Raw genomic sequence first — 25,998 nt, 5'->3', positions numbered from 1 at the left:
AAGACACGCCTTCGGCGTGATGCCATTCAAAGGAGATACCACCATGGCAATGAAAATTCGTCTCGCCCGCGGCGGCTCGAAAAAGCGTCCCTTCTACCGCATCGTGGCTGCTGACAGCCGTATGCCCCGCGACGGCCGTTTCATCGAGAAACTGGGCACCTACAACCCGTTGCTGCCGAAAGACAGCGAAGAGCGCGTGAAAATGAACATGGAGCGCATCCAGTACTGGCTGGATCAGGGCGCACAGCCCACCGACCGTATCGCACGTATGCTGGAAGCAGCCGGCACCCGCGACAAGGCCGAGCGCAACAACCCCAACAAGGGTACCCCGGGCAAGAAAGCTCAGGAACGCGCCGAAGAAAAAGCGGCCAAGGCTGCTGAAGCTGCCGAAGCGGCTGCTGCACCTGCTGAAGAAGCGGCTGCAGAAGAATAAGCAGGCGGGCTCGTGCGGGATCAGACTTTCACCGATGATTTTCGCACGCAGTTCGATCTGTTGATGCGGCTCCGGCGCGATGTGCGCCGGTTCCGCACCGACGCGGTTGACGAGGCAGTGCTGACGCGCTGCCTCGACGCGTTTCGTCTGGCCCCCTCGGTGGGGCTGAGCGAACCCTGGCGCGTGATCCGCGTCGAAAGTGAGGCCGCGCGCAATGCGGCGCTTGAGAATTTCCAAACTGCCAACGCGCAGGCGCTGGATGGATATTCGGGCGAAAAAGCACAACTTTATAGCCAGTTGAAACTGTCGGGCATGCAAGAGGCCCCGGTTCAGCTGGCCGTTTTCTGCGACGATTCAACGGATAAGGGGCTTGGGCTGGGTGCCGGTTCGATGCCCGAGATGCGGCGTTATTCCGTCGTGTCTGCCGTCACTCTGTTCTGGCTGGCCTTGCGGGCCGAGGGGCTGGGGCTGGGCTGGGTCTCGATCCTTGATCCCGACCGGATGGCGCGCGATCTGGACGTGCCCGAAGATTGGCGTCTGATCGGCTATTTCTGTGTCGGCTGGCCGGAAGAATTGTCCGACACGCCAGAGCTGGAACGTGTGGGTTGGGAAAGTCGCAACGACGCGCTTCCCATCGAGGTACGATAAGCAATGTTCGGTCTGTTACGCCTTCCCATCCTGCTACTGATCGCCTTTATTGTCGGCGTGTTCTTTGAACGCAGCAATCAACGCGAGGCCTGCGACGGGCTTGGGCAGTGGAAGAACGGGCTATGTGTAACGACGGGTGTGACCAATGAGTGACCTGATCTGCGTCGGCAGCATTGCAGGATCATACGGCGTGCGCGGCGAAGTGCGGCTGAAAAGCTATTGCGCCGAGCCTGCGGATATCGAGGCTTACGCGCCCCTGACCGACGAATCTGGCAAGGACCGCTACCCACTGGTCCTGACCCGCACCATCAAGAACGGCTTTGCCGCCCGTTTGGGTGGCGTCGAGACCAAGGAACAGGCTGACGATTTGAAGGGCCTGCGCCTATTCGCGCGGCGCGACCAGTTGCCCTCGCTTCCGGATGACGAGTTTTACCATGCCGACCTGATCGGGCTTGAGGTATATGACACTGGCGGCACATTGTTGGGGCGGGTGAAATCCGTTCAGAACCACGGTGCTGCGGATCTGCTGGAACTGCACGGTCCGGGCCTGAAATCCACCGTTCTGCTGCCGTTCACGCTTGAAGCCGTGCCAACGGTTGATCTGGACAAAGGCCGCATCGTCGCGGACCCGCCCGAAGGTCTGATCTGATGCGGCGCGTCCTGCTGCATCTTGGCTTGCACAAGACCGGCACAACCGCCGCGCAATCCTTTCTTTACGAAAACCGCTCGCTGATCTGGCCGCACTATTCGCTGCTGCTGCCCTACAAGACGCGCAAATCGGGTTTGGCGGCGGCGGCCACGCGGCATTCGGTCTATCGGCTGGACGATACGCTGGCCGCGTTCGGCAACCAGTTGAACGCATTTCTGGGCGACATCGATTTCGGAACGCGGCGCGGCCTTGTGCTGAGCGACGAGAACTTCGCCGGTCTGCGCCCCAGCAGAAACAGCGCCGAAGGATACGCGGCCACGCCCGAACTTGCGGCCACGCTGGTCAGCGCAATTCGCCGCCGGTTGGTGGGGGACAAGGTGGACGTCACCGTTTACCTGTCGCTTCGTGAAAAAACCGGATGGCTGCGCAGCCTTTGGGCGCATGATCTGCAACGCAGGCGGCTTGTTCAGGATTTCGATGGGTTCTGCGAAGCGCTTGATCACCTTCCCGGCTTGCTAACCGTCGCAGACAGAATTCAGGAGAGACTGCCAGAGGTGACCGTTCAGACGCGGTGGCTGGAAGACCTGCCGGACACCCGGTTCGGCCCCGGCACGCCCTTTGCAGACTTTCTGAACCTGCCTCATGACAAGACGTCAAAGTTGGTGCCGCCCACAAAATCCAACGCGGGCCTGCCCCATGACGTGCTGTCCGAATTGCTGACGCTAAACCGATCTTCGCTGGACGACACCGCGCTGATCGCGCAGAAGAAGGCCCTTATTCGCAGCGCACGGACCGCATTGGCTGGCCAGACATGACCGACACACCCAAGAAATCCCACGGCCGCAAGGCCATCCGCCCGACATTGAAACCGCGAGAGCTGATGACGCCCACGCCGGATCTGCACGGCGTATGGAAAGCCAAGATCATCACGCTGTTCCCCTCAGCCTTTCCCGGCGTACTTGGCGAAAGCCTGACCGGGAAAGCCCTGCAAGAGGGGTTGTGGCAGCTGGAAACCGTGGATTTGCGCCAGTTTGGCATTGGCAAGCATCGCAATGTCGATGACACACCTGCGGGCGGTGGCGCGGGCATGGTCCTGCGCGCCGACGTGCTGGGCCCGGCAATCGAGCACACGATGTCAGGCATTCGCGGCAACTGGCCGCTGGTCTATCTCAGCCCACGCGGGCGTCGAATGGATCAGCGCATGATGCAGACCTTCGCGCGCTGCGACGGAATGACCCTGCTGTGTGGTCGGTTCGAAGGCGTGGATGAGCGTGTGCTAGAGCATTACGGCGTTCAGGAAGTGTCTCTGGGCGATTTCGTGATGACCGGTGGTGAGATTGCCGCGCAGGCCCTGATCGACGCCACCGTGCGTCTTATCCCAGGCGTTCTGGGCAATCATGCCTCGACGGAAGAAGAAAGCTTTTCCTCCGGCCTGTTGGAGCATCCGCAATACACCCGTCCGTCGGACTGGAATGGCCGTCCGATCCCTGATGTTCTGATGTCCGGACACCATGGTCGCATCGCGGACTGGCGGCATCAGATGGCGGAACAGATCACCCGCGAAAGACGCCCGGATATCTGGCAGGAATATCTGGACTCGCAGGACAAAGATCGCGGATAATTTTTTTAAGGCGTCGCCGCTTTCCACAGCGCCCAGGTCTCGGGCGTTCCGTGAAAGACGTTGATGTCGACCCGGCCCTGAACGCCGGGCACCAGACCCGTGCCCGTATACTGCCAGAAACGCCAGACCGAGCGCGGATAGACCTTGCTGGGATGCCCGGCGACGGATCTTAACCAGAACTCGGTCTTTGGCAGGCGGCCGATATTGGTGTCGTCGTAGAAATCCACCGTCGTATAGACGATGGGTCTGCGCCCATAGTGACGTTCGAGGATATCCAGAAAGCGCTGTGCCTCGGCCCGAACGGTCGCGCCATCGGGGCGCAGGGTGCAGGTTCTGGAATGTGGCGTCCATTCCATGTCCAACACATGTGGCAGGTCCGCGCCTTTGGGTACGTTCTTGATGAACCACCGCGCCTGTTCCCGCGCAGAACGGCAGAAGTAGTAATAATGATACGCCCCCCAAGGCACACCCGCCGCCTGCGCGCCACGCCGGTGGTCATCGAACATTGGGTCGAAAACATCGCCACCCTCAGTTGCCTTCATGAAAACAAAACTGACACCCGACGCCTTGGCCTGCCTCCAGTCGATAGGACCTTGCCAGCGCGAGACGTCAAGCCCGTGCACCGGGTACAGCCCGGGATGCCGACCTTCCCAGTCATGGGGATCGGCGTCTCCGAAATCCGGGTAGATCACCGATGGGGCCGTTCGATCCACGCCCGGCGTTGGCTCGACCACCTGCGGGGGCGGCCCTTGCCGCCCGCATGACATCAACGCAACGCCCAATAGTGCCAATAAGACGGAAACCCGCATTACCCTGTCCTGATTTTGTTAAATCTGCTCTTTCAATTGACCTCAGAATGCCCGAACCGTGGGCCAAGGCAACGGCGCAGTTACAAAGTGGCGAATTCTCACCGGTGACGCCTGCAATTTAGGCTTGATCCCTGCCCCCAAACCCCCTAAAGCAGCGCAATCCGGTGCCGCGAACAGCGACTCCGGTGTTTTGGTTTGCATCCTGACGTGACGCCCGGCTTTCTTCAGCCCCGGCGCGACAGGGCGGACCGGACCAAAGGAACATTCGATCTGACCTCTGGCGGGCTGCACAGCAGGACCCGGTGAAGACCAAGAGCTCTCAGGCCGTGCCCAAACTTCGTGGACCAACCACGAGCAGATAGGAGTAACTGCGATGGACCTGATCGCACAGCTTGAGGCGGAACAGATTGCCGCCCTGGGGAAAGACATCCCCGATTTCAAAGCCGGAGACACCATCCGTGTCGGCTTTAAGGTGACCGAAGGGTCGCGTACCCGTGTGCAGAACTACGAAGGCGTCTGCATCGCGCGCAAAGGTGGCAGCGGCATCGCCGGTTCGTTCACTGTCCGCAAAATCTCGTTTGGCGAAGGCGTGGAGCGTGTGTTCCCGCTGCACTCGACCAACATCGACAGCATCACCGTTGTCCGCCGTGGCCGCGTCCGTCGCGCCAAACTGTACTACCTGCGCTCGCGCCGTGGTAAATCCGCGCGTATCGCAGAGGTTACCAACTACAAGCCCAAGGCTGGCGCCGAGGCGTAAGGAGCGGAAAGATGAAAAAAGACATCCATCCCGATTATCACGTCATCAACGTCAAAATGACCGATGGCACCGTGGTTCAGATGAAATCCACCTGGGGCGCCGAGGGCGACCAGCTGGCTCTGGAAATCGATCCTTCTTCGCACCCCGCATGGACCGGCGGCTCGTCGCGCCTGATGGACACCGGTGGCCGCGTGTCGAAGTTCAAGAAGAAATACGAAGGTCTGGGCTTCTAAGCCTTACCTTTACCGAATGCGAAAGGCCGCCCGTTTGGGGCGGCCTTTTTTTGTTTGCGGTGCTTCAAGTCTTTACCCAAAGACATAGAAACATAGTTTATTGCCATCGGGATCGCGCACATAGGCCCCATAAAAGCGATCCGGCACACGCTGGCCCGGTTCACCCTCATCCGTTGCACCCAGGCTGATTGCCTTTTCATACATAGTTGAGACTGCCTCTTTGTTGTCCGCCGGAAAGGACACCATGTTGCCATTGCCCGAGGCGCACTCATTACCATCATAAGGCTCGCACACGGCAAGCATCGGTGCAGTGGGATCGTTGCCGATAAAAGCGATGCGGCCCGCATCGATCAGGACTTGCGCGTCTTTGTCTGCAAACAGCGACGTGTAGAACTGCTTGGCGTTGTCCAGGTTGGCAACACCGATGGTGACGTATCCGATCATAAGCGGAACCCTTTTGTGTTTGATGGGGAATCTCCGGGCCATCGTCTGTCAGGTGACCGGGGTATACAAGTCACGAAACCGACAACAGCCGGACCTTACAGCCAATAGGACAAGGCGAGCGGCAGAACAAAAATCGTTGCCAAGGTCGACACCAGAATGAACCCGGCCACGTCCGGCCCGTATTCAGGCACATGCTGGTCAATGAACAGATAGGTCGCCACGGATGACGGCATCAGGCAGCACAGGATCAACGCTCCGCGTTCGGCCCCGGTGAAGCCGAACAGCCAGACCAACGCGCTTGCGATGCCCACGGCCATCACCAGATGCAGACCGGTCAGCAGAACCGCGCGTCCAAGGCTGGTGATCCGCAGGGTTGCCAGCGTGTGACCCAATGTCAGCAGCATCAGCGGGATCGACAGGCCGCCCAGAATATCAAAGGACTTTGCAACCGGCTGCGGCAGGCTGGTCCCTGTTGCCATCAGAATCAGCGATGCCGCAACGGCGTAGATAATCGGCGAGGTCGCGAGTTTCCTGGGCGAGAATTCTCCGGCGGGGATCCACATGCCAACGGTGAAGATGCTGATCAACACCACGACGACGAAGGCCATCGTGTAGGCCATGCCTGCATCCCCCAGCGCCAGCAGAGTGATCGGCAGACCGATATTGCCCACGTTCCCGTGCATCAACGGCGTCAGGAATGCCCGCACTGGCAGGCGCAACGCCCTGAGCGCGAGAAACCCCAGAACGCCAAACCCGGCCACGGCCAGCGCGGCGGCGCTCATCATGTCCAGAAACGTCCCCACATCCAGCTTGATGGCCGTCAGGTGCGAGATGATCAGCGTCGGGTACCCGACCTTCGAGACGATCCCGCCGATCACCTTGTTGTCGAACGGGGCGTTGGTCAGCGCCAGCCCATAGCCGATCCCGGCGCAAATCAGCACAGGCAAAACCACGTTGAAAACGTTCAGAAACAGGTGCTCCAACCCGCGCTCCTCTTGCCCGGCCTCTAAACAGACAGTGAATCGGGCCGGCGTGTTTGGCAAGCAATCCGACCTAACCCGCGAACAGATCAGTGTTTTCCAAATTAGAGCCTGATAAAGGCCCAAACCACGGCCTGAGGTTCTTTTCTTCCCCGCAGACACAACATATAGTGGCTCTCAACAACGTGTGGACAAACACGGCAAGACTTGGGACGACAAGCATGGCACATATAATCGTTGTCGGAAACGAAAAGGGCGGCGCAGGCAAATCGACCGTGTCGATGCATGTTGCAACGGCGCTGGCACGGCTGGGGCACAAGGTCAGCACATTGGACCTGGACCTTCGCCAGCGCAGCCTTGGCCGCTATTTCGAGAACCGCGGAAACTTTTTGAACGGTGCCGAATTCGCGCTGCCCAGCCCGCGCCATCACGACCTGCCCGAGATCGACGCCAGCACGCTGAAGCCCGGTGAGAATATCTATGACCACCGCCTGTCTGCCGCCGTTGCTGAACTGGAAAGCGACAGCGATTTCATCTTGATCGACTGCCCCGGCTCTCACACCCGCCTCAGCCAGGTGGCGCATTCGCTGGCCGATACGCTGATCACACCGCTGAACGACAGTTTCATCGACTTCGACCTGCTGGCGCGGATCGATTCCAAGGGTGAGAAAATCCTTGGCCCGTCGGTCTATTCCGAGATGGTCTGGAACGCGCGACAATTGCGGGCGCAGGCCGGGTTAAAGCCCATCGACTGGGTGGTTGTGCGCAACCGGGTCGGCACCCAGCGCATGGTCAACAAGGAAAAGATGCAGCGCGCGATCGAGATGCTATCGCAGCGCATCGGCTTCCGCGTCGCGTCGGGCTTTTCCGAACGGGTTATCTTTCGCGAGTTGTTTCCTCGCGGCCTGACGCTGCTGGACCTCAAGGATATCGGAGTGAAACAGCTGAACATCTCGAACATCGCGGCCCGGCAGGAATTGCGCGACATGATGCGCGAATTGAACCTGCCCGGCGTTGAGATCGATTTCTAAAATCGGCGCTTAAGCCTCAATCGACCGGACCGTACACCGTGAACAGCTCTTTCGGTTCGTTCACGCCCCGCAGCATGTAGCGCCCGACCGAGATCAGTTCCTGTTGGCAGGACCCCGCCGCGCGGGCGACATCGTCCGAGATCAGGATCCGCTGCCCCAGCGACCTGTGCATCCCGGCGATCCGGGCCGCCTGATTGACGGCCGGGCCGATCACCGTGAAATCCAGACGGGTTTCCGAGCCGATATTGCCGTAGAGGATTTCTCCTGAATGCAACGCCAGAGTGTAATTCGCCACGGGCAGCCCATCTGCGGCACGGCGCGCTTTCAACTCATCCATCCGCTTTTGCAACAAAGGCACGGCTGACAACGCCGCACGGGCGTCCTCGTCAATCTCGCCAACATCGAACATCGCCATCAGCCCGTCGCCCATGAACTTCAGAATATTGCCGCCACAGTCATGCACAACACTGACGGCCACGGCCAGATAGTCGTTCAGCATGTCGATAATCTCGGTCCCCGGCAGGTCCTCGGACAGGGTGGTGAAGCCTTCAAGGTCAAAGTTCCAGATCACCGCATCGATCTGCTGCAAAGACCCGCGCCGGATTTCGCCCGACAAGACCCGCTGACCCGCGTCGCGTCCCAGATAGACACGCAGCAGGTCTCGCGACATCATTTGATTTCTGGCGGATTTCAGCGCCAGACCCAGATGCGGCAATATCGCGTGAAGATGTTCGATATCCCTGTCTTCGAACCCGGTTGGTGCGTCACTGGTCCAGGACATCAACACGCCATCACTGACCTTCTGCGCCCCGGTGTTCCGCATCTCGGTCTTTTCAAAGGGAATGCCGGTTGCGTAGTAGTCCGTCGCCCCCTCTTCCCGCAGATCATTCAGCAACGGGAAACGGCTAGGTTCGTTCTGATCGACCAGCCGAACGCGGATGTCCTCGATATCCTCTTCCAGCAGGGCGTATAAGGGGCTGCGCAGCCATTCTTCGCTGGGGGTGTCCGAGTTCTCAAACTTCTCGGATGTGCCGCCCTTGGCGCGATACCAGCTATACCCCATCCCGCCATAGACGGGGTGCAGTGTCGACTGGGCCGCATGAAAGCGCATCAGGGGCAGGCCCTGATCGATCAACCCATTGCAAAACCCTTCAAGCAGTTCTTCCTGTCCGGCCCCTTCAAGGCCCTTGGAGACAAGCCAGTCGATCAATTCGTATGTCGCTGGCGACAGGCGTTCAGAAATGGTCATATGAAAATCCGTGTTAGCTCTGTGCCACAGATGGGGTCAGTGGCGCGATAGTACCAGAGGTCAATCCATTCCGGCCAGCCGCCTGAGCATTTTGCGCAACAGGGCCGTCTCGGCCGCATCGAAGGGGCCTGTCAGCCTGGCATCGTATTCCCGGGCAATCCCGCTGAGTTCGCGATATACCGTTTCGCCCATCGGCGTCAGCGTCAGCCATTCCACGCGCCTGTCCTGCTCATCCCGCGTCCGTTTCAGATAGCGCCGGGTTTCCAGTTTACCGACGGCACGGCTGATCTTGGTTTTATGCAGCTTGGCGCGATCCCCGATGTCCTTGGCGGTCAAAGTGCCAAACATTCCCAAGTGAAACAGAACCCGCCATTCAGTGCGCAGCATCCCATACCGACCCTTGTAGATCTTCTGAAAATCCAACGAGGCCTCTTCAGCCGCCTGATTCAACAGGAAGGGCAGGAAATTCTGCAGATCAAAGGCATCTTTTTTGTTGAAATCATCGTTTGTCATTCTTGTTAGTTACAAAATCAACTATTATCCGACAAGCAGCAAACGGAGGAACACGCGATGAATCGTCCGACTGATCCACACCGCCTGACCCAGGCCAGCACGCCGGTTGGCACCCATTCGGGCTATATGCCCGGCTTTGGAAACGACTTTGAGACCGAGGCACTACCCGACGCGCTGCCTCAGGGCATGAACAGCCCGCAGCGCTGCAACTATGGCCTTTACGGCGAGCAGCTCAGCGGCACCGCCTTTACCGCCAACCCGCCCGAGCGGACGTGGTGCTACCGCATTCGGCCATCGGTCAAACACTCGCACCGGTACGAGAAGATTGACCTGCATTACTGGAAATCGGCCCCCTGCATCGATCCTGATGTAATCAGCCTGGGCCAGTACCGCTGGGACCCGGTTCCGCATTCTGAACAGGGCCTGACCTGGCTGACCGGGATGCACACGATGACCACCGCAGGCGATGTGAACACGCAGGTCGGCATGGCCAGCCATATCTATCTGGTGACCGAGTCGATGGTGGATGAATATTTCTTCTCGGCCGATTCCGAGCTTTTGGTGGTACCGCAGGAAGGCCGCCTGCGCTTTGCGACCGAATTGGGGATCATCGATCTGGAACCCAAGGAAATCGCCATCCTGCCGCGCGGCCTGCTGTATCGGGTCGAGGTGCTGGAAGGTCCGGCACGTGGCTTTGTGTGCGAAAACTATGGTCAAAAGTTCGAACTGCCGGGGCGCGGGCCAATCGGAGCCAACTGCATGGCCAATCCGCGTGACTTCAAAGCCCCGGTCGCTGCGTTTGAGGATCGCGAAACGCCCTCGACCGTGACCATCAAATGGTGCGGACAGTTCCATGTGACCCGGATCGGTCACAGCCCGCTGGACGTAGTGGCGTGGCATGGCAATTACGCGCCCTACAAATACGATCTGCGTACCTACTGCCCGGTTGGAGCCATCCTGTTTGACCACCCGGACCCTTCGATCTTTACCGTCCTGACCGCGCCTTCGGGCCAGCCCGGTACGGCCAATATCGACTTTGTCCTGTTCCGCGAACGCTGGATGGTGGCCGAAGATACGTTTCGCCCGCCCTGGTACCACAAGAACATCATGTCAGAGCTTATGGGCAACATCTACGGCCAGTACGACGCCAAACCGCAGGGCTTCGTCCCCGGCGGGATGAGCCTGCACAACATGATGATCCCGCACGGACCGGATCGCGAGGCATTCGACAAAGCCTCGAACGCCAATCTGGGGCCGGACAAGCTGGATCACACCATGTCCTTCATGTTCGAAACACGCTTCCCGCAACATCTGACCGAATTTGCAGCCAAACAGGCCCCATTGCAGGATGACTACATCGATTGCTGGACCTCGCTGGAAAAGAAATTCGACGGAACGCCGGGCAAGAAGTAACCCGGTTTCGGGTCAGACATTTGGAGACAACATGCCACTGATGAAATCTTGGGTGACTTCGGCCAACGATCCCGCCCACCCGTTTCCGCTGAACAACCTGCCCTATGGGGTGTTTTCCGCCAGCGATGAGGAGCCCCGCTGCGGTGTTGCTATCGGCGATATGATCTTCGACATCACGACGGCTGAGCACGAAGGGTTGATCGCGTTGAGCGATGAGCCCTTGTTCGACCTGCCCTTCTGGAACCCGCTTATGGAGCAAGGCCCCGCTGTCTGGGCCGCGTTGCGCAACCGTCTGGTGGATTTGTTTTCCGAAGGGTCAGAGGATCGGGCCGCGGTCGAACCGCTGCTGGTTGCGCAGGCCGATGCCGAACTGCATATGCCCTTCGCAGTCAGCGAATACACCGATTTCTACGCGGGCCGCCACCACGCCTTCAACGTCGGCACCATGTTCCGGGGGCCGGAAAACGCGCTGCCGCCGAACTGGCTGCACCTGCCCATCGGGTATAACGGCCGTGCTTCATCCGTGGTGGTCTCGGGCACAGACATACGTCGCCCGTGGGGCCAGTTGAAATCCCCCGATCAGGAGTTGCCCGCTTTCCTGCCCAGCCGCCGCTTTGATATCGAGCTGGAGATGGGCGCCATTATCGGCACGCCATCCGACGGCCCGATCTCGGTCCAGCAGGCGGATGATCATATCTTCGGCTACGTCCTGCTGAACGACTGGTCGGCGCGGGATATTCAGGCGTGGGAGTATCAGCCCCTCGGTCCCTTTCAGGCCAAGGCCACGGCCACCTCGATCAGCCCATGGATTGTCACCAAAGCCGCGCTGGAACCATTCCGATGCGACACGCCGGAGCGCGAGTTCGAACTGCTGGATCACCTGAAGGACTGCGGCCCGATGCTGTACGATCTGGATCTTGAGGTCACGCTTGCGCCCGAAGGTCAGACCGCAACCACCATCGCGCGGACCAACTATAACGAAATGTACTACTCCGCCGCGCAGCAACTGGCGCATCACACGACCTCGGGCTGCCCGATGAACACAGGTGATCTGCTGGGATCCGGCACGATCTCGGGCCCCGAAAAGGAAAATCGCGGCTCGCTGCTGGAGCTAAGCTGGGGCGGAAAAGAGCCCATGACGCTGGACACCGGAGAAACCCGATCCTTTATCGAAGACGGCGACACGCTGACTTTGAAAGGCAGCGCCAAGGGGGACGGGTTCACAATCGGCTTCGGGGATTGCACCGGCACCGTTCTGCCCGCTCTGGAAAACCCTTACAAAACATAACGCTGCAGGCTTCATCTTTTCAAAAATACTCCCGCCGGAGGCGTCCGACATGCGCCACCGGCAACTCGGCGCGGGACCTCGCGACACGACCCGGGGCATTCCGCCGCATTTGATCCAGATCGTTTTGCGCCACCAGAATCGATGAGACGATGCCCCCAATACCCGCCAGCAACAGTCTCGGCGCGGGTCATCGACAGATCAGGATTGGGGGTTGCCCATGAACAAGATATTCGACTTTCCGCTTTACGCCTATGAGCGCAGTCCGGATCAGGATTCCGCTGTTCCGACCCGTCACAAGGTCATTGTGGTCGGGGCGGGTCCGGTCGGGTTGGCCGCCGCCATCGATCTGGCGCAACATGGCGTCGAGGTTGTAGTTCTGGACGAAAACGACAAGGTCAGTTTCGGCAGCCGCGCCATCTGTTTCTCGCAGCGCACCCTGGATATCGCCAACCGGCTGGGATGTGCGCGCCCGATTTTGGACAAGGGCGTGCAATGGGATCAGGGCAAGGTCTTCTTTGACACGCGCGAGGTTTATACCTTCGACGTCCAACCCGAAAAAGGCGCGGCCAACCCAGCCTTTGTCAATCTGCAGCAATATTATCTGGAAGAATTCCTGGTGGCGCGCGTGCGCGACCTGCAGGCCAGCGGCGCGCCGATCGACCTGCGGGGCGGCAACAAGGTCGAAGCCATTGGCACCCATGACGATCACGTCCGGCTGGAAGTCGCAACGCCCGAAGGCCCCTATGTCGTCGAGGCCGACTGGTTGATTGCCTGCGACGGGGCAAAATCTCCGACCCGGCAGATGCTGGGCATCGATTTCGACGGGCGCGTGTTCGAGGACAACTTCCTGATCGCCGATGTGATCATGGAGGCTGATTTCCCGTCCGAGCGTTGGTTCTGGTTTGACCCACCGTTCAACCGTGGCCAATCCGCACTGTTGCACAAGCAGCCAGACAATGTCTGGCGGATTGATCTGCAATTGGGCAACGATATCGATCCCGAAACAGAAAAACGCCCGGAAAACGTGATCCCACGCCTGAAGGCGATGTTGGGGGATGAGGTTGAGTTTCAGCTTGAATGGGTCTCGATCTACACGTTCCAGTGCCGCCGGATGGAGAGTTTCCGCAAAGATCGGGTTCTGTTTGCCGGTGACAGCGCACATCAGGTCAGCCCGTTTGGCGCGATGGGCGCCAATTCCGGCATTCAGGATATCGACAACCTGTGCTGGAAACTGAAACTTGTGATGGACGGCAAGGCCCCCGAAACCCTGCTGGACAGCTATGTCGGTGAACGGGCGCAGGGCGCTGATGAAAACCTGCGCAAATCCAGCCAGTCCACGGAATTCATCACGCCCAAGTCCGACATGTCCCGCCTGTTGCGCGATGCCGTGCTGGACCTGAGCGAGGTCTATGACTTCGCACGCCCGCTGGTGAATTCAGGCCGATTGAGCCAGCCGTGCACTTATGACGGGTCCGCGCTGAACTCGGCCGATGCGTTGGATGGGCCAGCGCTTACCCGTCCGGGCTCGGCCTGTCCGGATGTGCCGTTGGGCGATGGGTTCTTGCTGCCAAAACTAACCGACGGATTCACCCTGCTGACGATTGATGCCGAAGCGCCCGAGACACTCGAAGTAGACGGGATCGAGGTCACGCGTCTGGCACTGTCGGTCAAAGACGATCCGTCGCTGGCGCTGAAACGCGCCTTTCTGGGCAATGCGACCGGCGCGGTTTATCTGATCCGCCCCGATCAGCACATCGCTGCGCGCCGCGACAGTTTCGAAGAAAACGCATTCCGGCAGGCCATTCGCCGCGCCTGTGGTAAGGAGTAAGCAAGATGACGGATGTAACCCTGGCCCCGAACCTTGACGACCCGGATGCGTTCTATGCCGATCTTCTGGCCGCCCATGACGGTCTGGACAAGGCAGCCAGCGATGCGCTGAATGCACGGCTGGTGTTGGTCTTGGCCAATCATATCGGTGATGGCACAGTGTTGTCGCAGGCAATCCGGGCGGCAACGCTCAAAGGGTCCTGACAAGCCGCTTATTGGGGGATCCGCGTGACTGGCACTGTTCTTTATGACTACTGGCGGTCCTCGGCCAGTTACCGGGTGCGGATCGCCCTGAACCTCGCTGGGATAGCCTACCGCGCCGTTTCGGTTGATCTGACCAGCGCCGAGCAGCGCTCGGACACCCATCTGGCCCGCAACCCGCAAGGGCTTGTACCTGTGCTCGAGATCGATGGCGCACGTCTGACCCAGTCACTGGCCATTATCGAGTATCTGGATCAGACCCGTGGGCTGCGCCTCTTGCCTGACGACCCGGCCGAGCGTGCCAAGGCGCAAGCATTGGCGCACAGCATTGCCATCGATATTCATCCGGTCTGCAACCTGTCCGTGGCACAGTATGCCACGCAACTCAGCGGCGGCATCGACGGTATGCCGGGCGATTGGATGAAACGATTTATCCGGCCTGGTCTGCTGGCGTTTGAGGCTCTGCTGGGCGGGTTCCAGCAAGCCCCCTACTGCACCGGATCCCGGCCCGGGCTGGCCGATCTGTGCCTGATCCCACAGCTATACAACGCGCGCCGCTGGCAGGTGGATCTGTCGGATATGCCACGCCTGCTGGATGTCGAGGCCGCGTGCGCAACCCTTCCGGCTTTTCAGGCCGCGCACCCGGACCAGCACCAGCCCGAAACATAGCGCACATATTCTGTGTGCGCGTACGGGTATCAATCCTCTCGGCGCGCTCATACCTTGACGCAATCCGCCAAGAACGAGGTCCCAATGTCCGAGATCACCGGCTATCACGCGCATGTCTATTTCGACGCGCAGACGCAAGACACCGCCCAGCGCATCTGCGAAGAGGCCGCGCGCCTGTTCCCCGTGCAGAAGGGCCGCATGCACGCCCGCAATGTTGGCCCGCACCCCCGCTGGAGTTGCCAGTTGGGCTTTGCCGCCGACGCATTCGATCAGGTCATCCCGTGGCTGATGCTCAACCGGCAAGGCCTGACCGTATTCACCCATCCCGAAACCGGAGATCACCTGGCCGATCACCGCGACCATGCGTTTTGGATGGGAGAGCTGTTGGAACTGGACCTGTCGATTTTCGACAAAGCCTAACCCAACGTGCGCACCTGATCCCGCAATACGAATTTTTGGATCTTGCCGGTGGATGTCTTGGGCAATGCGCCGAACACCACTGTCTTGGGCGCTTTGAAATGGGCCATGTTGTCCCGGCAGAACGCAATCAACTCGGCCTCGGTCGCGGATGTGTCGGGTTTGAGTTCCACAAAGGCACACGGCGTTTCGCCCCATTTGTCATCGGGGCGTGCCACCACGGCGGCCTCCATCACCGCCGGATGCTTATATAGGATGCCCTCCACTTCGACGGACGAGATATTTTCGCCCCCCGAAATGATGATATCCTTGGACCGGTCCTTGATGGCGATATAGCCATCCGGATGCATCACCCCCAAATCGCCTGAGGCAAACCATCCGCCGTTGAAGGCCGCGTCGGTGGCGTCGGGATTTTTCAGATACCCCTTCATCACCACATTGCCCTGCATGAATATCTCACCCATCGTCTCGCCATCAGAAGGCACCGGCTGCAAGGTATCGGGGTCGGCGACCATCAGCCCGGACAGCGCGGTATAGCGCACCCCCTGCCGTACTTTCAGAACAGCGCGTTCCTCGGGGCTTTTGTCATTCCATTCCTCTTTCCACGCACAGACGACCGAGGGGCCGTAGGTTTCCGTCAGGCCGTAGACATGAGTCACCTCGACGCCCATCGCCTCCATCGCTTCGATCACGGCGGCGGGCGGCGGGGCGCCTGCGGTCATCACCTTGATCTGGTGCTCGAAGTCCTTCAGATGATCCGGCGCGTGGGCCAGCATGTTCAGCACAATCGGCGCACCGCAGAAATGGGTCACTTTCTCGTCCCGGAATGCGGCATAAATCGGCTCGGCCCGGACCGCGCGCAGGCAGACCGAAACACCTGCATTGGCCGCCATTGCCCAGGGGAAGCACCAGCCGTTGCAGTGAAACATCGGCAGAGTCCAAAGATAGACCGAATGCTTGGGCATATCCCAGTCCAGCAGGTCCGACTGCGCGTTCAGCGCCGCCCCCCGGTGATGGTAGACGACGCCTTTCGGGTTGCCCGTCGTGCCCGAGGTGTAGTTCAGCGTGATCGCATCCCATTCATCGGCAGGTAGTGACCAGTCGAACTCCGGGTCACCCTCGGATTGCAGAGTGTCATAGGTCAGATCGCCCAGACGCTCACCGCCCTCGAAACTCGGGTCTTCAATGTCCACGACCAGTAGATCGTGATCGACCTGTTGCAACGCCTCTTTGACCACAGCCGAGAATTCAGGATCGACCAGCAGCACCTTGGCCTCGGCATGGTTTAGGATGAAGGCGATGATGGCCGCATCCAGCCGCGTATTGATCGCGTTCAGAACCGCACCAGCCATGGGGATGGCAAAATGCGCCTCGTAAAGCTCGGGGATATTGGCCGCGATGATCGACACGGTATCCCCGCGCCCGATCCCCCGCGCGGACAGCGCACCCGCCAGACGGCGGCAACGTGCATAGGTTTCGACCCATGTATAGCGCCGGTCGCCATACACGACCGAGGGGTAGTCGGGGTAAACCTGCGCGGTGCGCTCAATAAAGCTCAGCGGTGACAAGGGCGTGTAATTCGCACGGCACTTGTCCAGATGATCGTCATAGATGCTGGCTGACATCGGCTATCTCCCCATAAACCGTTTGGGCGACTTCATCACAAAGTCGCCATCCTGACAAATCCGTAAAACTACGACACCGATCCCGTCTGGCAATAAGGTATGATATGATCTGGCCCTATCTCAAACTGGCCATTCGCGGTGATCTAGAGCATCTCAAACAACCGAACGGGCGTGGACGCCTGTGTCCCGCGCGAAGCACTTCATTGAAAGGACATGTCATGGACGGCACGTTCAACGAAAACGATCTCTCCCGCGTCGTCGAAGCCGACCGCGCCCATATCTGGCATCACCTGTTCCAGCATAAGCCACTGGAAACAAGTGATCCACGCATCATTGTCGAGGGCAAAGGCATGCGTGTCTGGGATCAGAAGGGTAAAGAACACTTGGACGCTGTTTCAGGCGGGGTCTGGACAGTCAACGTCGGCTATGGCCGCGAGTCCATCGCGAAAGCGGTTTACGATCAGCTGATGAAGCTGTGCTATTTCGCGAACTCGGCGGGCTCGATTCCCGGGTCGATCTTTGCCGAAAACCTGATCGACAAGATGCCCGGCATGAGCCGCGTATATTACACCAACTCGGGCTCGGAAGCGAACGAGAAAGCCTTCAAGATAGTTCGTCAGATCGCCCACAAGCGTTACGGCGGCAAGAAGACCAAAATCTTGTATCGCGATCGCGACTATCACGGCTCGACCCTGGCAACCATGTCGGCGGGCGGTCAGGACGAACGTACGGCGCAATACGGTCCTTTCGCACCCGATTTCGTGCGTGTGCCCCATTGCATGGAATACCGCAAGCATGAGTTGGATGGCGCGCCCGAAGAGAATTTCGGCGAATGGGCTGCCAATCAGATCGAAGAGGTGATTCTGCGCGAAGGTCCCGACACAGTGGGTGCCCTGTGCCTTGAGCCGGTAACCGCTGGAGGCGGCGTGATCGAGGCGCCCGAGGGCTACTGGCCGCGCGTACAGGAAATCTGCAAGAAATACAACGTGCTGCTGCATATCGATGAGGTGGTCTGCGGCGTGGGCCGCACCGGCACCTGGTTCGGCTATCAACAATATGGCATCAAGCCGGACTTCGTGACCATGGCAAAGGGTGTCGCCTCAGGCTATGCGGCGATTGCCTGCATGGTCACTACCGAGGAAGTCTTTGATATGTTCAAAGATGATGCCTCGGACTCGATGAACTACTTCCGCGATATCTCGACCTTTGGTGGCTGCACTGCGGGTCCGGCGGCCGCGATCGAGAACATGCGGATCATTCAGGATGAGAACCTGCTGGGCAACTGTTCTGCCATGGGCGACCGGATGATGGGCAACCTTCAGGCACTGATGGAAAAGCACAAAGTCATCGGCGACGTGCGCGGCAAGGGCCTGTTCCTGGGTGCCGAACTGGTCTCCGACCGGGCAAGCAAAGACCCCGTGGACGAGAAACTGGTTCAGGCCGTCGTGGCCGACTGTATGAACCAGGGCGTGATCATTGGCGCAACCAACCGCTCGCTGCCGGGCAAGAACAACACCCTGTGCTTCTCGCCCGCACTGATCGCGACGCCGGACGACATCGACCAGATCACCGACGCCGTTGACGGCGCGCTGGGACGTGTGTTCGGGTAAGATACCGCTGCAAAGCAACGATGAAAACCGGCGCCCACTGCGCCGGTTTTTTTGTTTTGATGGCCGATATGCGGACAAAGTGAGCTTTCGCTGTGGCTACGCCAATGTTTACTATACGCTTTTTAAGCGCTTAAGCCTCAGCTCGGATGGATCAACCGCGCACCGTCAACATAGACCTGTTTCCATTTTATGATCGAATACGATTTCCTGAGACCAGTCGGCCAGAACGGGTCATCATGCACCAGTTGATCGACTTCGTCCTCTGTGCCTGCTTCCACAATCCATAAACCGTCGCGCCCTTGACCTTCGGCGTCGGACAAAGGGCCAGCAGCCTCGATCTTGTCTGCGTTCTGCTCAAGGAAATCGAGGTGCTTAACCATGTGCGTTTTGCGGATATCAGGATCAGCGTCTGGTGCGTCTTCAAACAGGATGATGAACTTCAATTGTTTTCTCCTACAGATTTGTGAAATCATAGTTGCCACATCGAAATCGAAGATTGAGTCAGTAATACTGGAGATTTACTCTGCAAAAATGCAGAGTCATGATTGGAATGATCTAAAGTATCTTTTGGCGCTTCATCGCGAAGGAAAACTGACCGAAGCAGGGCGGACGGTTGGCGTCAGCGATACAACGGTAGCACGCCGAATAAAAACGCTTGAAGAGGCTTTGGCTACGACCCTTTTCTTGCGTAGCGCAAATGGGCGGTTCGAACCGACGGACGCTGCGTTGCGCATTCTGTCACACGCCGAGAAAATCGAGACGAGTCACGCTGCGATAAGCGCAATTTCAGGCGAAAGCACAAACAAGGTTACCGGTTCCGTACGTCTGAGCGCGGTGCCTGTTATCGTGAACCGTTTTCTGGTGCCTCATCTTCCTCTTTTGACCCGCCTCCATCCAGACCTCAGCGTCGAGCTTGTTCCGCGTGCGGACAATCTGAACTTGTCCAAGCGTGAGGCCGATCTATCAGTTCGCTTTGCACGTCCATCTGATGGGGGTCTACGCACCAAAGCGCAAAAGCTGGGCGAGATTTCATTCGTTGCCTGTGCTGCAAGTTTTGTCTCACCGGAGCAATGTGCGAAATTGGGTTGGATCACCTACGACGAGGCACATTCTCGCCTGCCGCAGGCGCGTTGGCTTGAAAGGACCGCGAGGTCAGAACACCTGCGTGCGGGTTTGCGAGTAATGGACGTTGAGACGGCGATTCAGGCCGTAGCGGCGGGAATTGGAAAAACGCTACTTCCAAGAGCAATCGTATTGTCCGATTCAAGATTTCGAGTAATCGAGCCAAAAAACTGCGCCAAGCTTCCGAGAAGGGAAGTTTGGATGTTGTCGCATGCGGATCAGACAATAAGAGCGTCGTTTACAGCAGCCAAAGAGTGGTTGATTGGTCTGAACTGGCAATGACGCACGGTTCAAAAGCGGCCATTCATGCAAGGCGAAGCATGTGTCACGTTGGGCTCGAAACCGACATCCCTCCTACCTAAAACAAAAAAGCCGCCCCAAATGGGACGGCCCTTTTTTCACTGTCTCTTTTCAGAGGATCAGGCAGCCAGAGCGGCCTGTGCTTTGGCAACGATCGCGCCGAACGCTTCCGGTTCGTGCACGGCCAGGTCGGCCAGAACTTTGCGGTCCACTTCGATACCGGCCAGGTTCAGGCCATTGATGAAGCGGGAATATGTCAGAGCCTCGTCATGGCTACGCACAGCAGCGTTGATACGCTGGATCCACAGCGCGCGGAAGTTGCGCTTGCGGTTCTTGCGGTCGCGGGTTGCGTACTGGTTGGCCTTGTCGACGGCCTGACGGGCAACCTTGAAGGTGCTCTTGCGGCGGCCATAGTAACCTTTGGCGGCCTTGATGACCTTCTTGTGACGGGCGTGAGTTACGGTTCCACCTTTAACGCGGGACATCTCTTAATCTCCTCTTAGCGGTCGTAGGGCATGTAGCCCTTGACGATCTTGGCGTCGGGGGCGGACAGGGTGGTGTTGCCACGGGCATCGCGGATGAATTTCTTGGTCCGCTTGATCATGCCGTGCCGCTTGCCGGCCTGGCCAGCAAGGACCTTACCGGTCGCAGTCACCTTGAAGCGCTTTTTGGCGCTCGACTTGGTCTTCATCTTAGGCATTTCCGTCTCCTTTTTCGGGTTCGGTTTCAGACGCGACTCGGCATGCCATCTCGGCCGGTCACGCGATCAGAAGCGCCGTTTACGCAAGTTCGATCATACTGGCAAGGGGGTTCTGGCCAGAATCTGCGATTTTCGCAGGCTGGCGACGTACCGGGGCGACAAAGGCCGCCCCGGTCGTTGGATCAGTGTTCGAATTTGCGGATCTCGCCGCTTTTCAAACGTTCCGCGTAGGACGCCAGTTCCTGACGCACCACTTTCATCAGGAAGTACAGCGCAAAGACGTTCACAACCGCCATGGCAAAGATCGCCGCATCCGAGAAGTCGATGACCGGGCCAAGATTGGCCGCCGCACCGATCACCACGAAGATGCAGAAGATGATCTTGAATACCAGTTCCTTGGTGTGGCCTTCGCCGAACAGATAGGTCCAGGCCTTGAGGCCGTAATAGGACCAGCTGATCATGGTCGAGAACGCAAACAACACCACGGCAATCGCCAGGATGAACGGGAACCAGCTGAAGGCGCTGCCGAAGGCCGCCGAAGTCAGGCTGACGCCCGAGTTGCCGTCGACGGTGGCGATGGCATTGCCTGCCTCGTTCAGCATGTAGTTGCCGGTTGCCGGATCAACGATCAGCTGCTGGGTGATGATGATCACCAGCGCCGTCATGGTACAGATCACAACGGTATCGATGAAAGGCTCAAGCAGCGACACGAAGCCTTCGGTGATCGGTTCCTTGGTCCGCACAGCCGAGTGTGCAATCGCAGCCGAACCAACGCCTGCTTCGTTCGAGAACGCCGCACGGCGGAAGCCCTGGATCAGCGCGCCAACCATGCCGCCAGCAACACCGAGGCCCGTGAAGGCGCCAGCAAAGATCTGGCCAAAGGCCCAGCCGATCTGATCCGCGTGCATGATGATGATGACCAATGCGGCCAGCACATACATGACACCCATGAACGGCACGACCTTCTCGGTCACGCGCGCGATGGATTTCAGGCCACCTACGATGACGGCAAAGACGATGGCCGCAAAGACCAGACCGGTGATCCAGCCCGGATAGTCCCCGACGATGCCTGCAATCTGCTGATGCGCCTGATTGGCCTGGAACATGTTGCCCCCGCCCAGCGCGCCAAGGATACAGAAGATCGAGAACAGAACCGCCAGAATCTTACCACCCGGCAGGCCCAGTTCGGCAAAGCCCTTGGACATATAGTACATCGGGCCACCCGAAACGGTGCCGTCTTCGTATTCGTTGCGGTATTTCACACCCAGCGTACACTCGGTGAATTTCGACGCCATGCCCAAAAGGCCCGCGACGATCATCCAGAAGGTCGCGCCCGGTCCGCCGATCCCAATGGCAACGGCCACACCGGCGATGTTGCCCAGACCGACCGTGCCCGACAGGGCTGTGGCCAGAGCCTGAAAGTGGCTGACCTCACCCGCATCGTTCGGGTCGGAATAGTCGCCTTTGACCAGGCTGATAGAGTGTCCGAAGAACCGAAACTGAACAAAAGCAAAATAAAGCGTGAACACGGTCGCCGCGACCACCAGCCAGCCGACGATCCACGGGAACCCGGTTCCCGGGAACGGCGCAAAGATAAAGCTGACAAACGGCCCGGTCGCGTCGGCAAAAGCCTGATTGATCTTGTCGTCCAGGCCCGGAGCCTCTTGGGCCGTTGCCGCACCTGCCACCAGCATTGATACGACAAGTAGACTGAGATATTTGAAGGTTTTCATTTTCTACCCCCTTAGTTCACAACAGTGACTGGCACGTCGGCATGCATCACCAGATTCTGCGTGGCGCTGCCAAACAGCCGCTTCTTGATGCCGTCAGCCGAAGCGCGGCCAACCACAATCTGCGATCCGCCGTTTTCGACAGTGATCTTGTTCAGCGTCTCGGCCACGTCTCCGTGCCGCACGACGCCATGCGCCTGGAATCCGGCCGCATTCAACGCGTCCACAGCAGGGGTCACGATGCGGGTTGTTGCCAGCTCGACCTCTTCCTCGCGCCGTTTGTGGCGTTGTGCGTTTTCTTCAGGGGTTTGGAATGTGTACGGGGACCATTCGATCACATAAGCGACCAAAAGCTCGCACGTATTCAGCCGTTCCGCCAGGTCTTTGGCGAAGGCCAATGCGCGCTCTCCGGTTTCTGTCCCGTCCAGTCCTATGACAATTTTCGCTGTCATCTCGTTCCTCCGTTTTCGTTGTTATCCGGGGCCCGTGCCCCCGGCAGAGCAGCCGGAACTTGGAACTTGTGAATTTGACTGCCCCTAGGGTCTTTATCCGAAATTTCCATCAGAAAATGAAATCTATTCTGCAAAATTCGCCCCAAGCGGTCAAATTTCGCTTAAAAATCAGCGATATTCGCGTGGTGAAACAAGCCCGCCCGGCATGATGCGGGGCGGGTTGAGGGGCTGATTTGTATCGGGCTTATTCGGGATCGGTGCTGTAGATCAGCCGTTCGTCACATGGTGCAACCCGCAGGATGTTTGTCGTGCCGGGGACGTTAAAGGGCACACCGGCGGTTACGACGATCTGGTCGCTCTCCGTTGCAAACCCGCCGGCCCGCGCGGCGCGTGCGGCGTTGACCACGGCCCCCTTGAACCGTTGCAACTCGGGCGTCATCACACAATTGCAGCCCCAGCTCAGGCACAGCCTGCGCGCCGTGCCCATCTGGGATGTCATGGCAATGATCGGCACACCGGGTCGCTCGCGCGCGGTCAATGAGGCTGTGGTGCCACTTTGGGTAAAGCAGCAGATCGCCTTGATGTCCGTTTTCTCGGCGATTTCGCGGGCAGCTGCGACAATGCCATCCGCAACGGTCGTGCCCTTGGCCGTGCGCGAGGCGGCAATGATCTGCACATAGGTCGGGTCGGCCTCGACCTCGATGGCGACCTTGTTCATGGTCTGAACCGCTTCGATCGGATACGAGCCTGCGGCGGATTCCGCGCTCAGCATGATTGCGTCCGTCCCCTCATAGATTGCGGTCGCCACATCCGAAACCTCGGCGCGGGTGGGCATCGGGCTTTCGATCATGCTTTCCAGCATCTGGGTAGCGACGATCACCGGCTTGGCAGCGCCACGGCACTTGCGCACCAGACGTTTCTGGATCGGAGGCACCGCCGAGACCGGCAGTTCCACGCCCAGATCGCCACGCGCGACCATGATCCCGTCCGAGGCATCCAGAATATCGTCAAAGGCCTGCACGGCGGCGGGCTTTTCGATCTTCGACAGGATCGCGGCACGGCCATCCGCCAGCGCGCGTGCCTCGAACACGTCCTTGGCGCGCTGAACAAAGCTGAGCGCCAGCCAGTCGACGCCCAGCTGGCAGACAAATTCCAGATCGTCGCGATCCTTGGCCGACAACGCGGCCAGCGGCAGCACGACATCGGGAACGTTCACACCCTTGCGGTTCGAGATTGTGCCACCAATCTCAACCGTGCAATTGGCATAGTTCTGCCCACAATCATTGACGATCAGGCGAATCTTGCCGTCATTGACCAGCAGCCGCGCGCCGGGTTCGAGGGCGGCAAAAATCTCGGGGTGCGGCAGGCAGACACGGGCCGCATCCCCGGCCTGCGGGTCAAGGTCCAGTCGGAACGCGGCACCCTCTTCCAGTTCCTCGGCATCATTAGCAAATACGCCGACGCGCAGTTTGGGGCCCTGCAAGTCGGCCAGAATCGCAATCGGGCTGTCCAGATCCTTTTCCACCTGACGGATAATGCGATGCCGTTCGCGGATCTCGTCGTGGCTGCCGTGGCTCATGTTCAGGCGAAACACATCCGCCCCAGCCTCGTGCAGGGCACGAATGGTGTCATAGTCGTTGGACGCCGGTCCCAGCGTCGCCACAATTTTCACATTTCTAAGGCGTCGCATTGGTCTTGCTCTCCTCGATCCCACGGTGTTAGGGCAATGTTACCGCAAACATTGCCTTGGCTGCTTATTGCGCAATTCCCTTTCCGAAGCAACTGCCATACACCTGCGGCAAACTTGATGACAGGCTTATGACGTACACTCCGTTCTTTATCCACGGCGAGGATCGCCCGTCCCGCTGGCTGATCACCTGCGACCACGCAACCAATACCGTTCCGCCCGATGTGGGTGACGGCGACCTCGGCCTGCCGCGTGAAGATATGGAGCGTCACATCGCCTATGATGTCGGTGCCTATGAGGTATCGAAACATCTGGGCGAAATCCTGAATGCGCCGGTGATCGCCGCCAATTTCTCGCGACTGGTGATCGATCCGAACCGGGGTGAGGATGACCCGACCCTGCTGATGAAGCTGTACGACGGCTCGATCATCCCGGGCAACCGCCACGCCGATGCGGCCGAGCGCGAGCGTCGCCTGAACATGTGCTACCGCCCGTATCACGAAGCGCTTGGGCGGTTGGCCGCCCTGCCCCATGCGGTTGTCGTGTCGATGCATTCCTTCACCCGCCAACTGCGTGGCCGCGACCCACGACCCTGGCATATTGGCGTACTGCACACCCCGGACGAGCGATTCGCGGGTCCTTTGATTGACCGTTTAAAGGCCGAGGACGACCTGTGCGTCGGCGTGAACGAGCCCTATACCGGGGTCCTGCCCGGTGACGCGATTGACAAGCATTGCACAACCCATGGCCGCCCCAACGCCCTGATCGAACTGCGCAATGATCTGATCGCGGATCACGCCGGGCAACGGGAATGGGCCGAGCGGCTGGCAGTTGTCCTGACGGACGCGCTGGAGGAAAGCGACCTTTAGCCTCAGATCCTCAACGGGTATTCCACTCCTGATCCTGCCTCCCCATATAATGAAGGAAAGGAGGCAGGTATGACTCAAGAGTTCCTGACAAGCTTCTTTGGCTGGATGGCGGCACTGAATATCGCCATTCTGTTGTTCACCACCATGATGATCGTCCTGATGCAGGACTGGATCGCCGGTATTCACGGTCGGATGTTCCAGATGGACCGCGCGGATGTGAAACAGGCGTATTTCCGGTATCTCGCCAACTACAAGATCCTCACCCTGATCTTCTGCATCATCCCGTGGCTGGCCCTGAAACTGGTCTGACATCCTGTTTGTTGAAACATCGCCACCGGACCGCTAGGTCAGGTGTGACACGCACCAGAACCACCCGGAGCCAGACTTATGGACAAGCAAACCGAAATCGAACTTCAGGCCGCCGCCTTCCGCCGGTTGCAGCAGCACCTGATGGAAGACCGCACGGACGTGCAAAACATCGACATGATGAACCTGGCCGGGTTCTGCCGCAACTGCCTATCGCGCTGGTATCAGGAAGCGGCCAATGAAAAGGGCATCGAGATGGGCAAGGACGAAGCCCGTCAGATTTTCTACGGCATGACCATGGATGAGTGGAAAGCCAACTACCAGACCGAGGCCAGCCCCGAGAAACAGGCCGCCTTCAAGGTCGCCTTTGAGGAAAACGTCACCAAGAAAGGCTGACGCCCCCAAAACGAATAAG

32 protein-coding genes are annotated in these 25,998 nt (G+C 59.1%); 20 read left to right on the top strand and 12 right to left on the bottom strand.

The window, feature by feature from the left end; all coding sequences use genetic code 11:
- Nucleotides 1–43: 43 nt before the first annotated feature.
- Genes rpsP through trmD form a run of 6 tightly spaced genes read left to right on the top strand, consistent with a single transcriptional unit; the run spans nt 44 to nt 3,351 of the window.
- Complete coding sequence (rpsP, locus tag ACR0E6_RS16460; RefSeq protein WP_170350323.1) at nt 44–433, top strand: 30S ribosomal protein S16; 390 nt, start codon at nt 44–46, stop codon at nt 431–433.
- Nucleotides 434–445: 12 nt separating this feature from the next.
- A complete protein-coding gene (bluB, locus tag ACR0E6_RS16455) occupies nt 446–1,081 on the top strand; it encodes a 5,6-dimethylbenzimidazole synthase (protein WP_480585281.1) in 636 nt (211 codons plus the stop codon).
- A 3-nt stretch (nt 1,082–1,084) separates the two neighbouring features.
- Entirely contained in the window at nt 1,085–1,234 is a 150-nt protein-coding gene (locus ACR0E6_RS16450; protein ID WP_170454753.1) for a hypothetical protein, read from the top strand.
- On the top strand, nt 1,227–1,730 hold the full coding sequence (gene rimM, locus ACR0E6_RS16445) for a ribosome maturation factor RimM (RefSeq protein ID WP_480585277.1): 504 nt from the start codon (nt 1,227–1,229) through the stop codon (nt 1,728–1,730). Before ACR0E6_RS16450 ends, rimM begins: the two co-directional genes overlap by 8 nt.
- Nucleotides 1,730–2,545: a hypothetical protein gene (locus ACR0E6_RS16440; protein WP_480585274.1), complete on the top strand. Its 816-nt coding sequence runs from the start codon at nt 1,730–1,732 to the stop codon at nt 2,543–2,545. The genes rimM and ACR0E6_RS16440 overlap by 1 nt, the downstream gene beginning before the upstream one ends.
- On the top strand, nt 2,542–3,351 hold the full coding sequence (trmD, locus tag ACR0E6_RS16435; protein ID WP_480585271.1) for a tRNA (guanosine(37)-N1)-methyltransferase TrmD: 810 nt from the start codon (nt 2,542–2,544) through the stop codon (nt 3,349–3,351). The genes ACR0E6_RS16440 and trmD overlap by 4 nt, the downstream gene beginning before the upstream one ends.
- A gap of 5 nt (nt 3,352–3,356) precedes the next feature.
- On the opposite strand, the gene ACR0E6_RS16430 is transcribed toward trmD, so the two are convergent.
- Entirely contained in the window at nt 3,357–4,160 is an 804-nt protein-coding gene (locus ACR0E6_RS16430) for a glycoside hydrolase family 25 protein (protein WP_480585267.1), read from the bottom strand.
- A 373-nt stretch (nt 4,161–4,533) separates the two neighbouring features.
- Between ACR0E6_RS16430 and rplS the strand changes: the two genes are divergently transcribed.
- Together rplS and rpmE are read left to right on the top strand one after the other, a co-directional pair.
- Nucleotides 4,534–4,917, top strand: coding sequence for a 50S ribosomal protein L19 (rplS, locus tag ACR0E6_RS16425; RefSeq protein ID WP_170328369.1), 384 nt, complete (start codon nt 4,534–4,536; stop codon nt 4,915–4,917).
- An 11-nt stretch (nt 4,918–4,928) separates the two neighbouring features.
- The gene (gene rpmE / locus ACR0E6_RS16420; protein ID WP_170454763.1) at nt 4,929–5,150 is read left to right on the top strand and encodes a 50S ribosomal protein L31; all 222 of its coding nucleotides are present in this window, start codon (nt 4,929–4,931) and stop codon (nt 5,148–5,150) included.
- A 72-nt stretch (nt 5,151–5,222) separates the two neighbouring features.
- Here rpmE and ACR0E6_RS16415 read toward each other — a convergent pair whose 3' ends face one another.
- Nucleotides 5,223–5,594 carry a VOC family protein gene (locus ACR0E6_RS16415; protein WP_170454765.1) on the bottom strand — a complete coding sequence of 124 codons (372 nt, stop codon included), beginning with the start codon at nt 5,592–5,594 and terminating at the stop codon, nt 5,223–5,225.
- 95 nt (nt 5,595–5,689) lie between these two features.
- A complete protein-coding gene (locus ACR0E6_RS16410; RefSeq protein ID WP_480585262.1) occupies nt 5,690–6,577 on the bottom strand; it encodes an AEC family transporter in 888 nt (295 codons plus the stop codon).
- Between the two features lie 218 nt (nt 6,578–6,795).
- On the opposite strand from ACR0E6_RS16410, the gene ACR0E6_RS16405 reads away from it, so the two are divergent.
- A complete protein-coding gene (locus ACR0E6_RS16405; RefSeq protein ID WP_170454769.1) occupies nt 6,796–7,605 on the top strand; it encodes a division plane positioning ATPase MipZ in 810 nt (269 codons plus the stop codon).
- Between the two features lie 16 nt (nt 7,606–7,621).
- Here the strand turns inward: ACR0E6_RS16405 and ACR0E6_RS16400 are convergent, their stop codons facing one another.
- Entirely contained in the window at nt 7,622–8,854 is a 1,233-nt protein-coding gene (locus tag ACR0E6_RS16400) for an adenylate/guanylate cyclase domain-containing protein (protein WP_480585258.1), read from the bottom strand.
- Between the two features lie 60 nt (nt 8,855–8,914).
- Nucleotides 8,915–9,367: a MarR family winged helix-turn-helix transcriptional regulator gene (locus tag ACR0E6_RS16395; RefSeq protein ID WP_480585255.1), complete on the bottom strand. Its 453-nt coding sequence runs from the start codon at nt 9,365–9,367 to the stop codon at nt 8,915–8,917.
- Nucleotides 9,368–9,424: 57 nt separating this feature from the next.
- Here ACR0E6_RS16395 and hmgA point away from each other — a divergent pair, with 57 nt between their 5' ends.
- The 6 genes from hmgA to ACR0E6_RS16365 all read left to right on the top strand — a co-directional run bounded on the left by hmgA (nt 9,425) and on the right by ACR0E6_RS16365 (nt 15,185).
- Nucleotides 9,425–10,780 (top strand): homogentisate 1,2-dioxygenase, encoded by a 1,356-nt coding sequence (gene hmgA, locus ACR0E6_RS16390; RefSeq protein ID WP_480585252.1) that lies wholly within the window; start codon nt 9,425–9,427, stop codon nt 10,778–10,780.
- Between the two features lie 31 nt (nt 10,781–10,811).
- Complete coding sequence (gene fahA / locus ACR0E6_RS16385) at nt 10,812–12,068, top strand: fumarylacetoacetase (RefSeq protein ID WP_480585249.1); 1,257 nt, start codon at nt 10,812–10,814, stop codon at nt 12,066–12,068.
- Nucleotides 12,069–12,285: 217 nt separating this feature from the next.
- A complete protein-coding gene (locus tag ACR0E6_RS16380) occupies nt 12,286–13,896 on the top strand; it encodes an FAD-dependent oxidoreductase (protein ID WP_480585246.1) in 1,611 nt (536 codons plus the stop codon).
- Nucleotides 13,897–13,901: 5 nt separating this feature from the next.
- On the top strand, nt 13,902–14,099 hold the full coding sequence (locus tag ACR0E6_RS16375; RefSeq protein ID WP_170454781.1) for a DUF2783 domain-containing protein: 198 nt from the start codon (nt 13,902–13,904) through the stop codon (nt 14,097–14,099).
- A gap of 24 nt (nt 14,100–14,123) precedes the next feature.
- Nucleotides 14,124–14,765 (top strand): maleylacetoacetate isomerase, encoded by a 642-nt coding sequence (gene maiA, locus ACR0E6_RS16370; protein ID WP_170454783.1) that lies wholly within the window; start codon nt 14,124–14,126, stop codon nt 14,763–14,765.
- A gap of 84 nt (nt 14,766–14,849) precedes the next feature.
- The gene (locus tag ACR0E6_RS16365) at nt 14,850–15,185 is read left to right on the top strand and encodes a DOPA 4,5-dioxygenase family protein (RefSeq protein WP_170454785.1); all 336 of its coding nucleotides are present in this window, start codon (nt 14,850–14,852) and stop codon (nt 15,183–15,185) included.
- Here the strand turns inward: ACR0E6_RS16365 and ACR0E6_RS16360 are convergent.
- Nucleotides 15,182–16,807 (bottom strand): acyl-CoA synthetase, encoded by a 1,626-nt coding sequence (locus ACR0E6_RS16360; protein WP_480585242.1) that lies wholly within the window; start codon nt 16,805–16,807, stop codon nt 15,182–15,184. The two genes, ACR0E6_RS16365 and ACR0E6_RS16360, sit on opposite strands and share 4 nt — an antisense overlap.
- A 218-nt stretch (nt 16,808–17,025) precedes the next feature.
- Between ACR0E6_RS16360 and ACR0E6_RS16355 the strand changes: the two genes are divergently transcribed.
- The gene (locus tag ACR0E6_RS16355; protein ID WP_480585239.1) at nt 17,026–18,417 is read left to right on the top strand and encodes an aminotransferase family protein; all 1,392 of its coding nucleotides are present in this window, start codon (nt 17,026–17,028) and stop codon (nt 18,415–18,417) included.
- Between the two features lie 137 nt (nt 18,418–18,554).
- On the opposite strand, the gene ACR0E6_RS16350 is transcribed toward ACR0E6_RS16355, so the two are convergent.
- Nucleotides 18,555–18,860, bottom strand: a complete 306-nt coding sequence (locus ACR0E6_RS16350; RefSeq protein WP_170454790.1) for a YciI family protein — start codon at nt 18,858–18,860, stop codon at nt 18,555–18,557.
- On the opposite strand from ACR0E6_RS16350, the gene ACR0E6_RS16345 reads away from it, so the two are divergent.
- Nucleotides 18,850–19,821 carry a LysR family transcriptional regulator gene (locus ACR0E6_RS16345; RefSeq protein ID WP_480585236.1) on the top strand — a complete coding sequence of 324 codons (972 nt, stop codon included), beginning with the start codon at nt 18,850–18,852 and terminating at the stop codon, nt 19,819–19,821. The two genes, ACR0E6_RS16350 and ACR0E6_RS16345, sit on opposite strands and share 11 nt — an antisense overlap.
- A 137-nt stretch (nt 19,822–19,958) precedes the next feature.
- Here the strand turns inward: ACR0E6_RS16345 and rplT are convergent, their stop codons facing one another.
- The 5 genes from rplT to pyk all read right to left on the bottom strand — a co-directional run bounded on the left by rplT (nt 19,959) and on the right by pyk (nt 24,411).
- The gene (gene rplT, locus ACR0E6_RS16340; RefSeq protein ID WP_008756009.1) at nt 19,959–20,324 is read right to left on the bottom strand and encodes a 50S ribosomal protein L20; all 366 of its coding nucleotides are present in this window, start codon (nt 20,322–20,324) and stop codon (nt 19,959–19,961) included.
- A gap of 14 nt (nt 20,325–20,338) precedes the next feature.
- Nucleotides 20,339–20,539, bottom strand: a complete 201-nt coding sequence (rpmI, locus tag ACR0E6_RS16335) for a 50S ribosomal protein L35 (RefSeq protein ID WP_010443552.1) — start codon at nt 20,537–20,539, stop codon at nt 20,339–20,341.
- A gap of 182 nt (nt 20,540–20,721) precedes the next feature.
- Nucleotides 20,722–22,272, bottom strand: a complete 1,551-nt coding sequence (locus ACR0E6_RS16330; RefSeq protein ID WP_170520119.1) for an alanine/glycine:cation symporter family protein — start codon at nt 22,270–22,272, stop codon at nt 20,722–20,724.
- Between the two features lie 11 nt (nt 22,273–22,283).
- Entirely contained in the window at nt 22,284–22,721 is a 438-nt protein-coding gene (locus tag ACR0E6_RS16325) for a universal stress protein (protein ID WP_170454796.1), read from the bottom strand.
- 244 nt (nt 22,722–22,965) lie between these two features.
- Entirely contained in the window at nt 22,966–24,411 is a 1,446-nt protein-coding gene (pyk, locus tag ACR0E6_RS16320; protein ID WP_480585233.1) for a pyruvate kinase, read from the bottom strand.
- 128 nt (nt 24,412–24,539) lie between these two features.
- Between pyk and ACR0E6_RS16315 the strand changes: the two genes are divergently transcribed.
- From ACR0E6_RS16315 to ACR0E6_RS16305, 3 genes are all read left to right on the top strand, one after another.
- Nucleotides 24,540–25,277, top strand: a complete 738-nt coding sequence (locus ACR0E6_RS16315; RefSeq protein WP_480585230.1) for an N-formylglutamate amidohydrolase — start codon at nt 24,540–24,542, stop codon at nt 25,275–25,277.
- 69 nt (nt 25,278–25,346) lie between these two features.
- Entirely contained in the window at nt 25,347–25,586 is a 240-nt protein-coding gene (locus ACR0E6_RS16310) for a DUF6868 family protein (RefSeq protein ID WP_480585227.1), read from the top strand.
- Between the two features lie 78 nt (nt 25,587–25,664).
- The gene (locus ACR0E6_RS16305) at nt 25,665–25,979 is read left to right on the top strand and encodes a DUF1244 domain-containing protein (RefSeq protein WP_480585224.1); all 315 of its coding nucleotides are present in this window, start codon (nt 25,665–25,667) and stop codon (nt 25,977–25,979) included.
- The last annotated feature ends 19 nt before the right edge of the window (nt 25,980–25,998 follow it).

It is taken from the genome of Ruegeria sp. AP12 (assembly GCF_056540025.1).
The sequence above is the reverse complement of the archived record's forward strand: the minus strand, read 5'-3'. Positions and strand labels throughout refer to the sequence as shown.

Excerpts from the sequence above, each read along its gene's own strand:
- fahA (WP_480585249.1), top strand. The coding sequence starts at position 10,812 with ATGCCACTGATGAAATCTTGGGTGACTTCGGCCAACGATCCCGCCCAC.
- ACR0E6_RS16360 (WP_480585242.1), bottom strand. The coding sequence starts at position 16,807 with ATGTCAGCCAGCATCTATGACGATCATCTGGACAAGTGCCGTGCGAAT.
- rpmI (WP_010443552.1), bottom strand. The coding sequence starts at position 20,539 with ATGCCTAAGATGAAGACCAAGTCGAGCGCCAAAAAGCGCTTCAAGGTG.
- rplS (WP_170328369.1), top strand. The coding sequence starts at position 4,534 with ATGGACCTGATCGCACAGCTTGAGGCGGAACAGATTGCCGCCCTGGGG.
- ACR0E6_RS16415 (WP_170454765.1), bottom strand. The coding sequence starts at position 5,594 with ATGATCGGATACGTCACCATCGGTGTTGCCAACCTGGACAACGCCAAG.
- rimM (WP_480585277.1), top strand. The coding sequence starts at position 1,227 with ATGAGTGACCTGATCTGCGTCGGCAGCATTGCAGGATCATACGGCGTG.
- ACR0E6_RS16355 (WP_480585239.1), top strand. The coding sequence starts at position 17,026 with ATGGACGGCACGTTCAACGAAAACGATCTCTCCCGCGTCGTCGAAGCC.
- pyk (WP_480585233.1), bottom strand. The coding sequence starts at position 24,411 with ATGCGACGCCTTAGAAATGTGAAAATTGTGGCGACGCTGGGACCGGCG.
- ACR0E6_RS16395 (WP_480585255.1), bottom strand. The coding sequence starts at position 9,367 with ATGACAAACGATGATTTCAACAAAAAAGATGCCTTTGATCTGCAGAAT.
- ACR0E6_RS16305 (WP_480585224.1), top strand. The coding sequence starts at position 25,665 with ATGGACAAGCAAACCGAAATCGAACTTCAGGCCGCCGCCTTCCGCCGG.
- rpmE (WP_170454763.1), top strand. The coding sequence starts at position 4,929 with ATGAAAAAAGACATCCATCCCGATTATCACGTCATCAACGTCAAAATG.
- ACR0E6_RS16380 (WP_480585246.1), top strand. The coding sequence starts at position 12,286 with ATGAACAAGATATTCGACTTTCCGCTTTACGCCTATGAGCGCAGTCCG.
- ACR0E6_RS16325 (WP_170454796.1), bottom strand. The coding sequence starts at position 22,721 with ATGACAGCGAAAATTGTCATAGGACTGGACGGGACAGAAACCGGAGAG.
- ACR0E6_RS16330 (WP_170520119.1), bottom strand. The coding sequence starts at position 22,272 with ATGAAAACCTTCAAATATCTCAGTCTACTTGTCGTATCAATGCTGGTG.
- ACR0E6_RS16450 (WP_170454753.1), top strand. The coding sequence starts at position 1,085 with ATGTTCGGTCTGTTACGCCTTCCCATCCTGCTACTGATCGCCTTTATT.
- rpsP (WP_170350323.1), top strand. The coding sequence starts at position 44 with ATGGCAATGAAAATTCGTCTCGCCCGCGGCGGCTCGAAAAAGCGTCCC.
- ACR0E6_RS16375 (WP_170454781.1), top strand. The coding sequence starts at position 13,902 with ATGACGGATGTAACCCTGGCCCCGAACCTTGACGACCCGGATGCGTTC.
- hmgA (WP_480585252.1), top strand. The coding sequence starts at position 9,425 with ATGAATCGTCCGACTGATCCACACCGCCTGACCCAGGCCAGCACGCCG.
- ACR0E6_RS16310 (WP_480585227.1), top strand. The coding sequence starts at position 25,347 with ATGACTCAAGAGTTCCTGACAAGCTTCTTTGGCTGGATGGCGGCACTG.
- ACR0E6_RS16365 (WP_170454785.1), top strand. The coding sequence starts at position 14,850 with ATGTCCGAGATCACCGGCTATCACGCGCATGTCTATTTCGACGCGCAG.
- ACR0E6_RS16440 (WP_480585274.1), top strand. The coding sequence starts at position 1,730 with ATGCGGCGCGTCCTGCTGCATCTTGGCTTGCACAAGACCGGCACAACC.
- ACR0E6_RS16345 (WP_480585236.1), top strand. The coding sequence starts at position 18,850 with ATGAACTTCAATTGTTTTCTCCTACAGATTTGTGAAATCATAGTTGCC.
- ACR0E6_RS16405 (WP_170454769.1), top strand. The coding sequence starts at position 6,796 with ATGGCACATATAATCGTTGTCGGAAACGAAAAGGGCGGCGCAGGCAAA.
- ACR0E6_RS16315 (WP_480585230.1), top strand. The coding sequence starts at position 24,540 with ATGACGTACACTCCGTTCTTTATCCACGGCGAGGATCGCCCGTCCCGC.
- ACR0E6_RS16400 (WP_480585258.1), bottom strand. The coding sequence starts at position 8,854 with ATGACCATTTCTGAACGCCTGTCGCCAGCGACATACGAATTGATCGAC.
- trmD (WP_480585271.1), top strand. The coding sequence starts at position 2,542 with ATGACCGACACACCCAAGAAATCCCACGGCCGCAAGGCCATCCGCCCG.
- rplT (WP_008756009.1), bottom strand. The coding sequence starts at position 20,324 with ATGTCCCGCGTTAAAGGTGGAACCGTAACTCACGCCCGTCACAAGAAG.
- ACR0E6_RS16430 (WP_480585267.1), bottom strand. The coding sequence starts at position 4,160 with ATGCGGGTTTCCGTCTTATTGGCACTATTGGGCGTTGCGTTGATGTCA.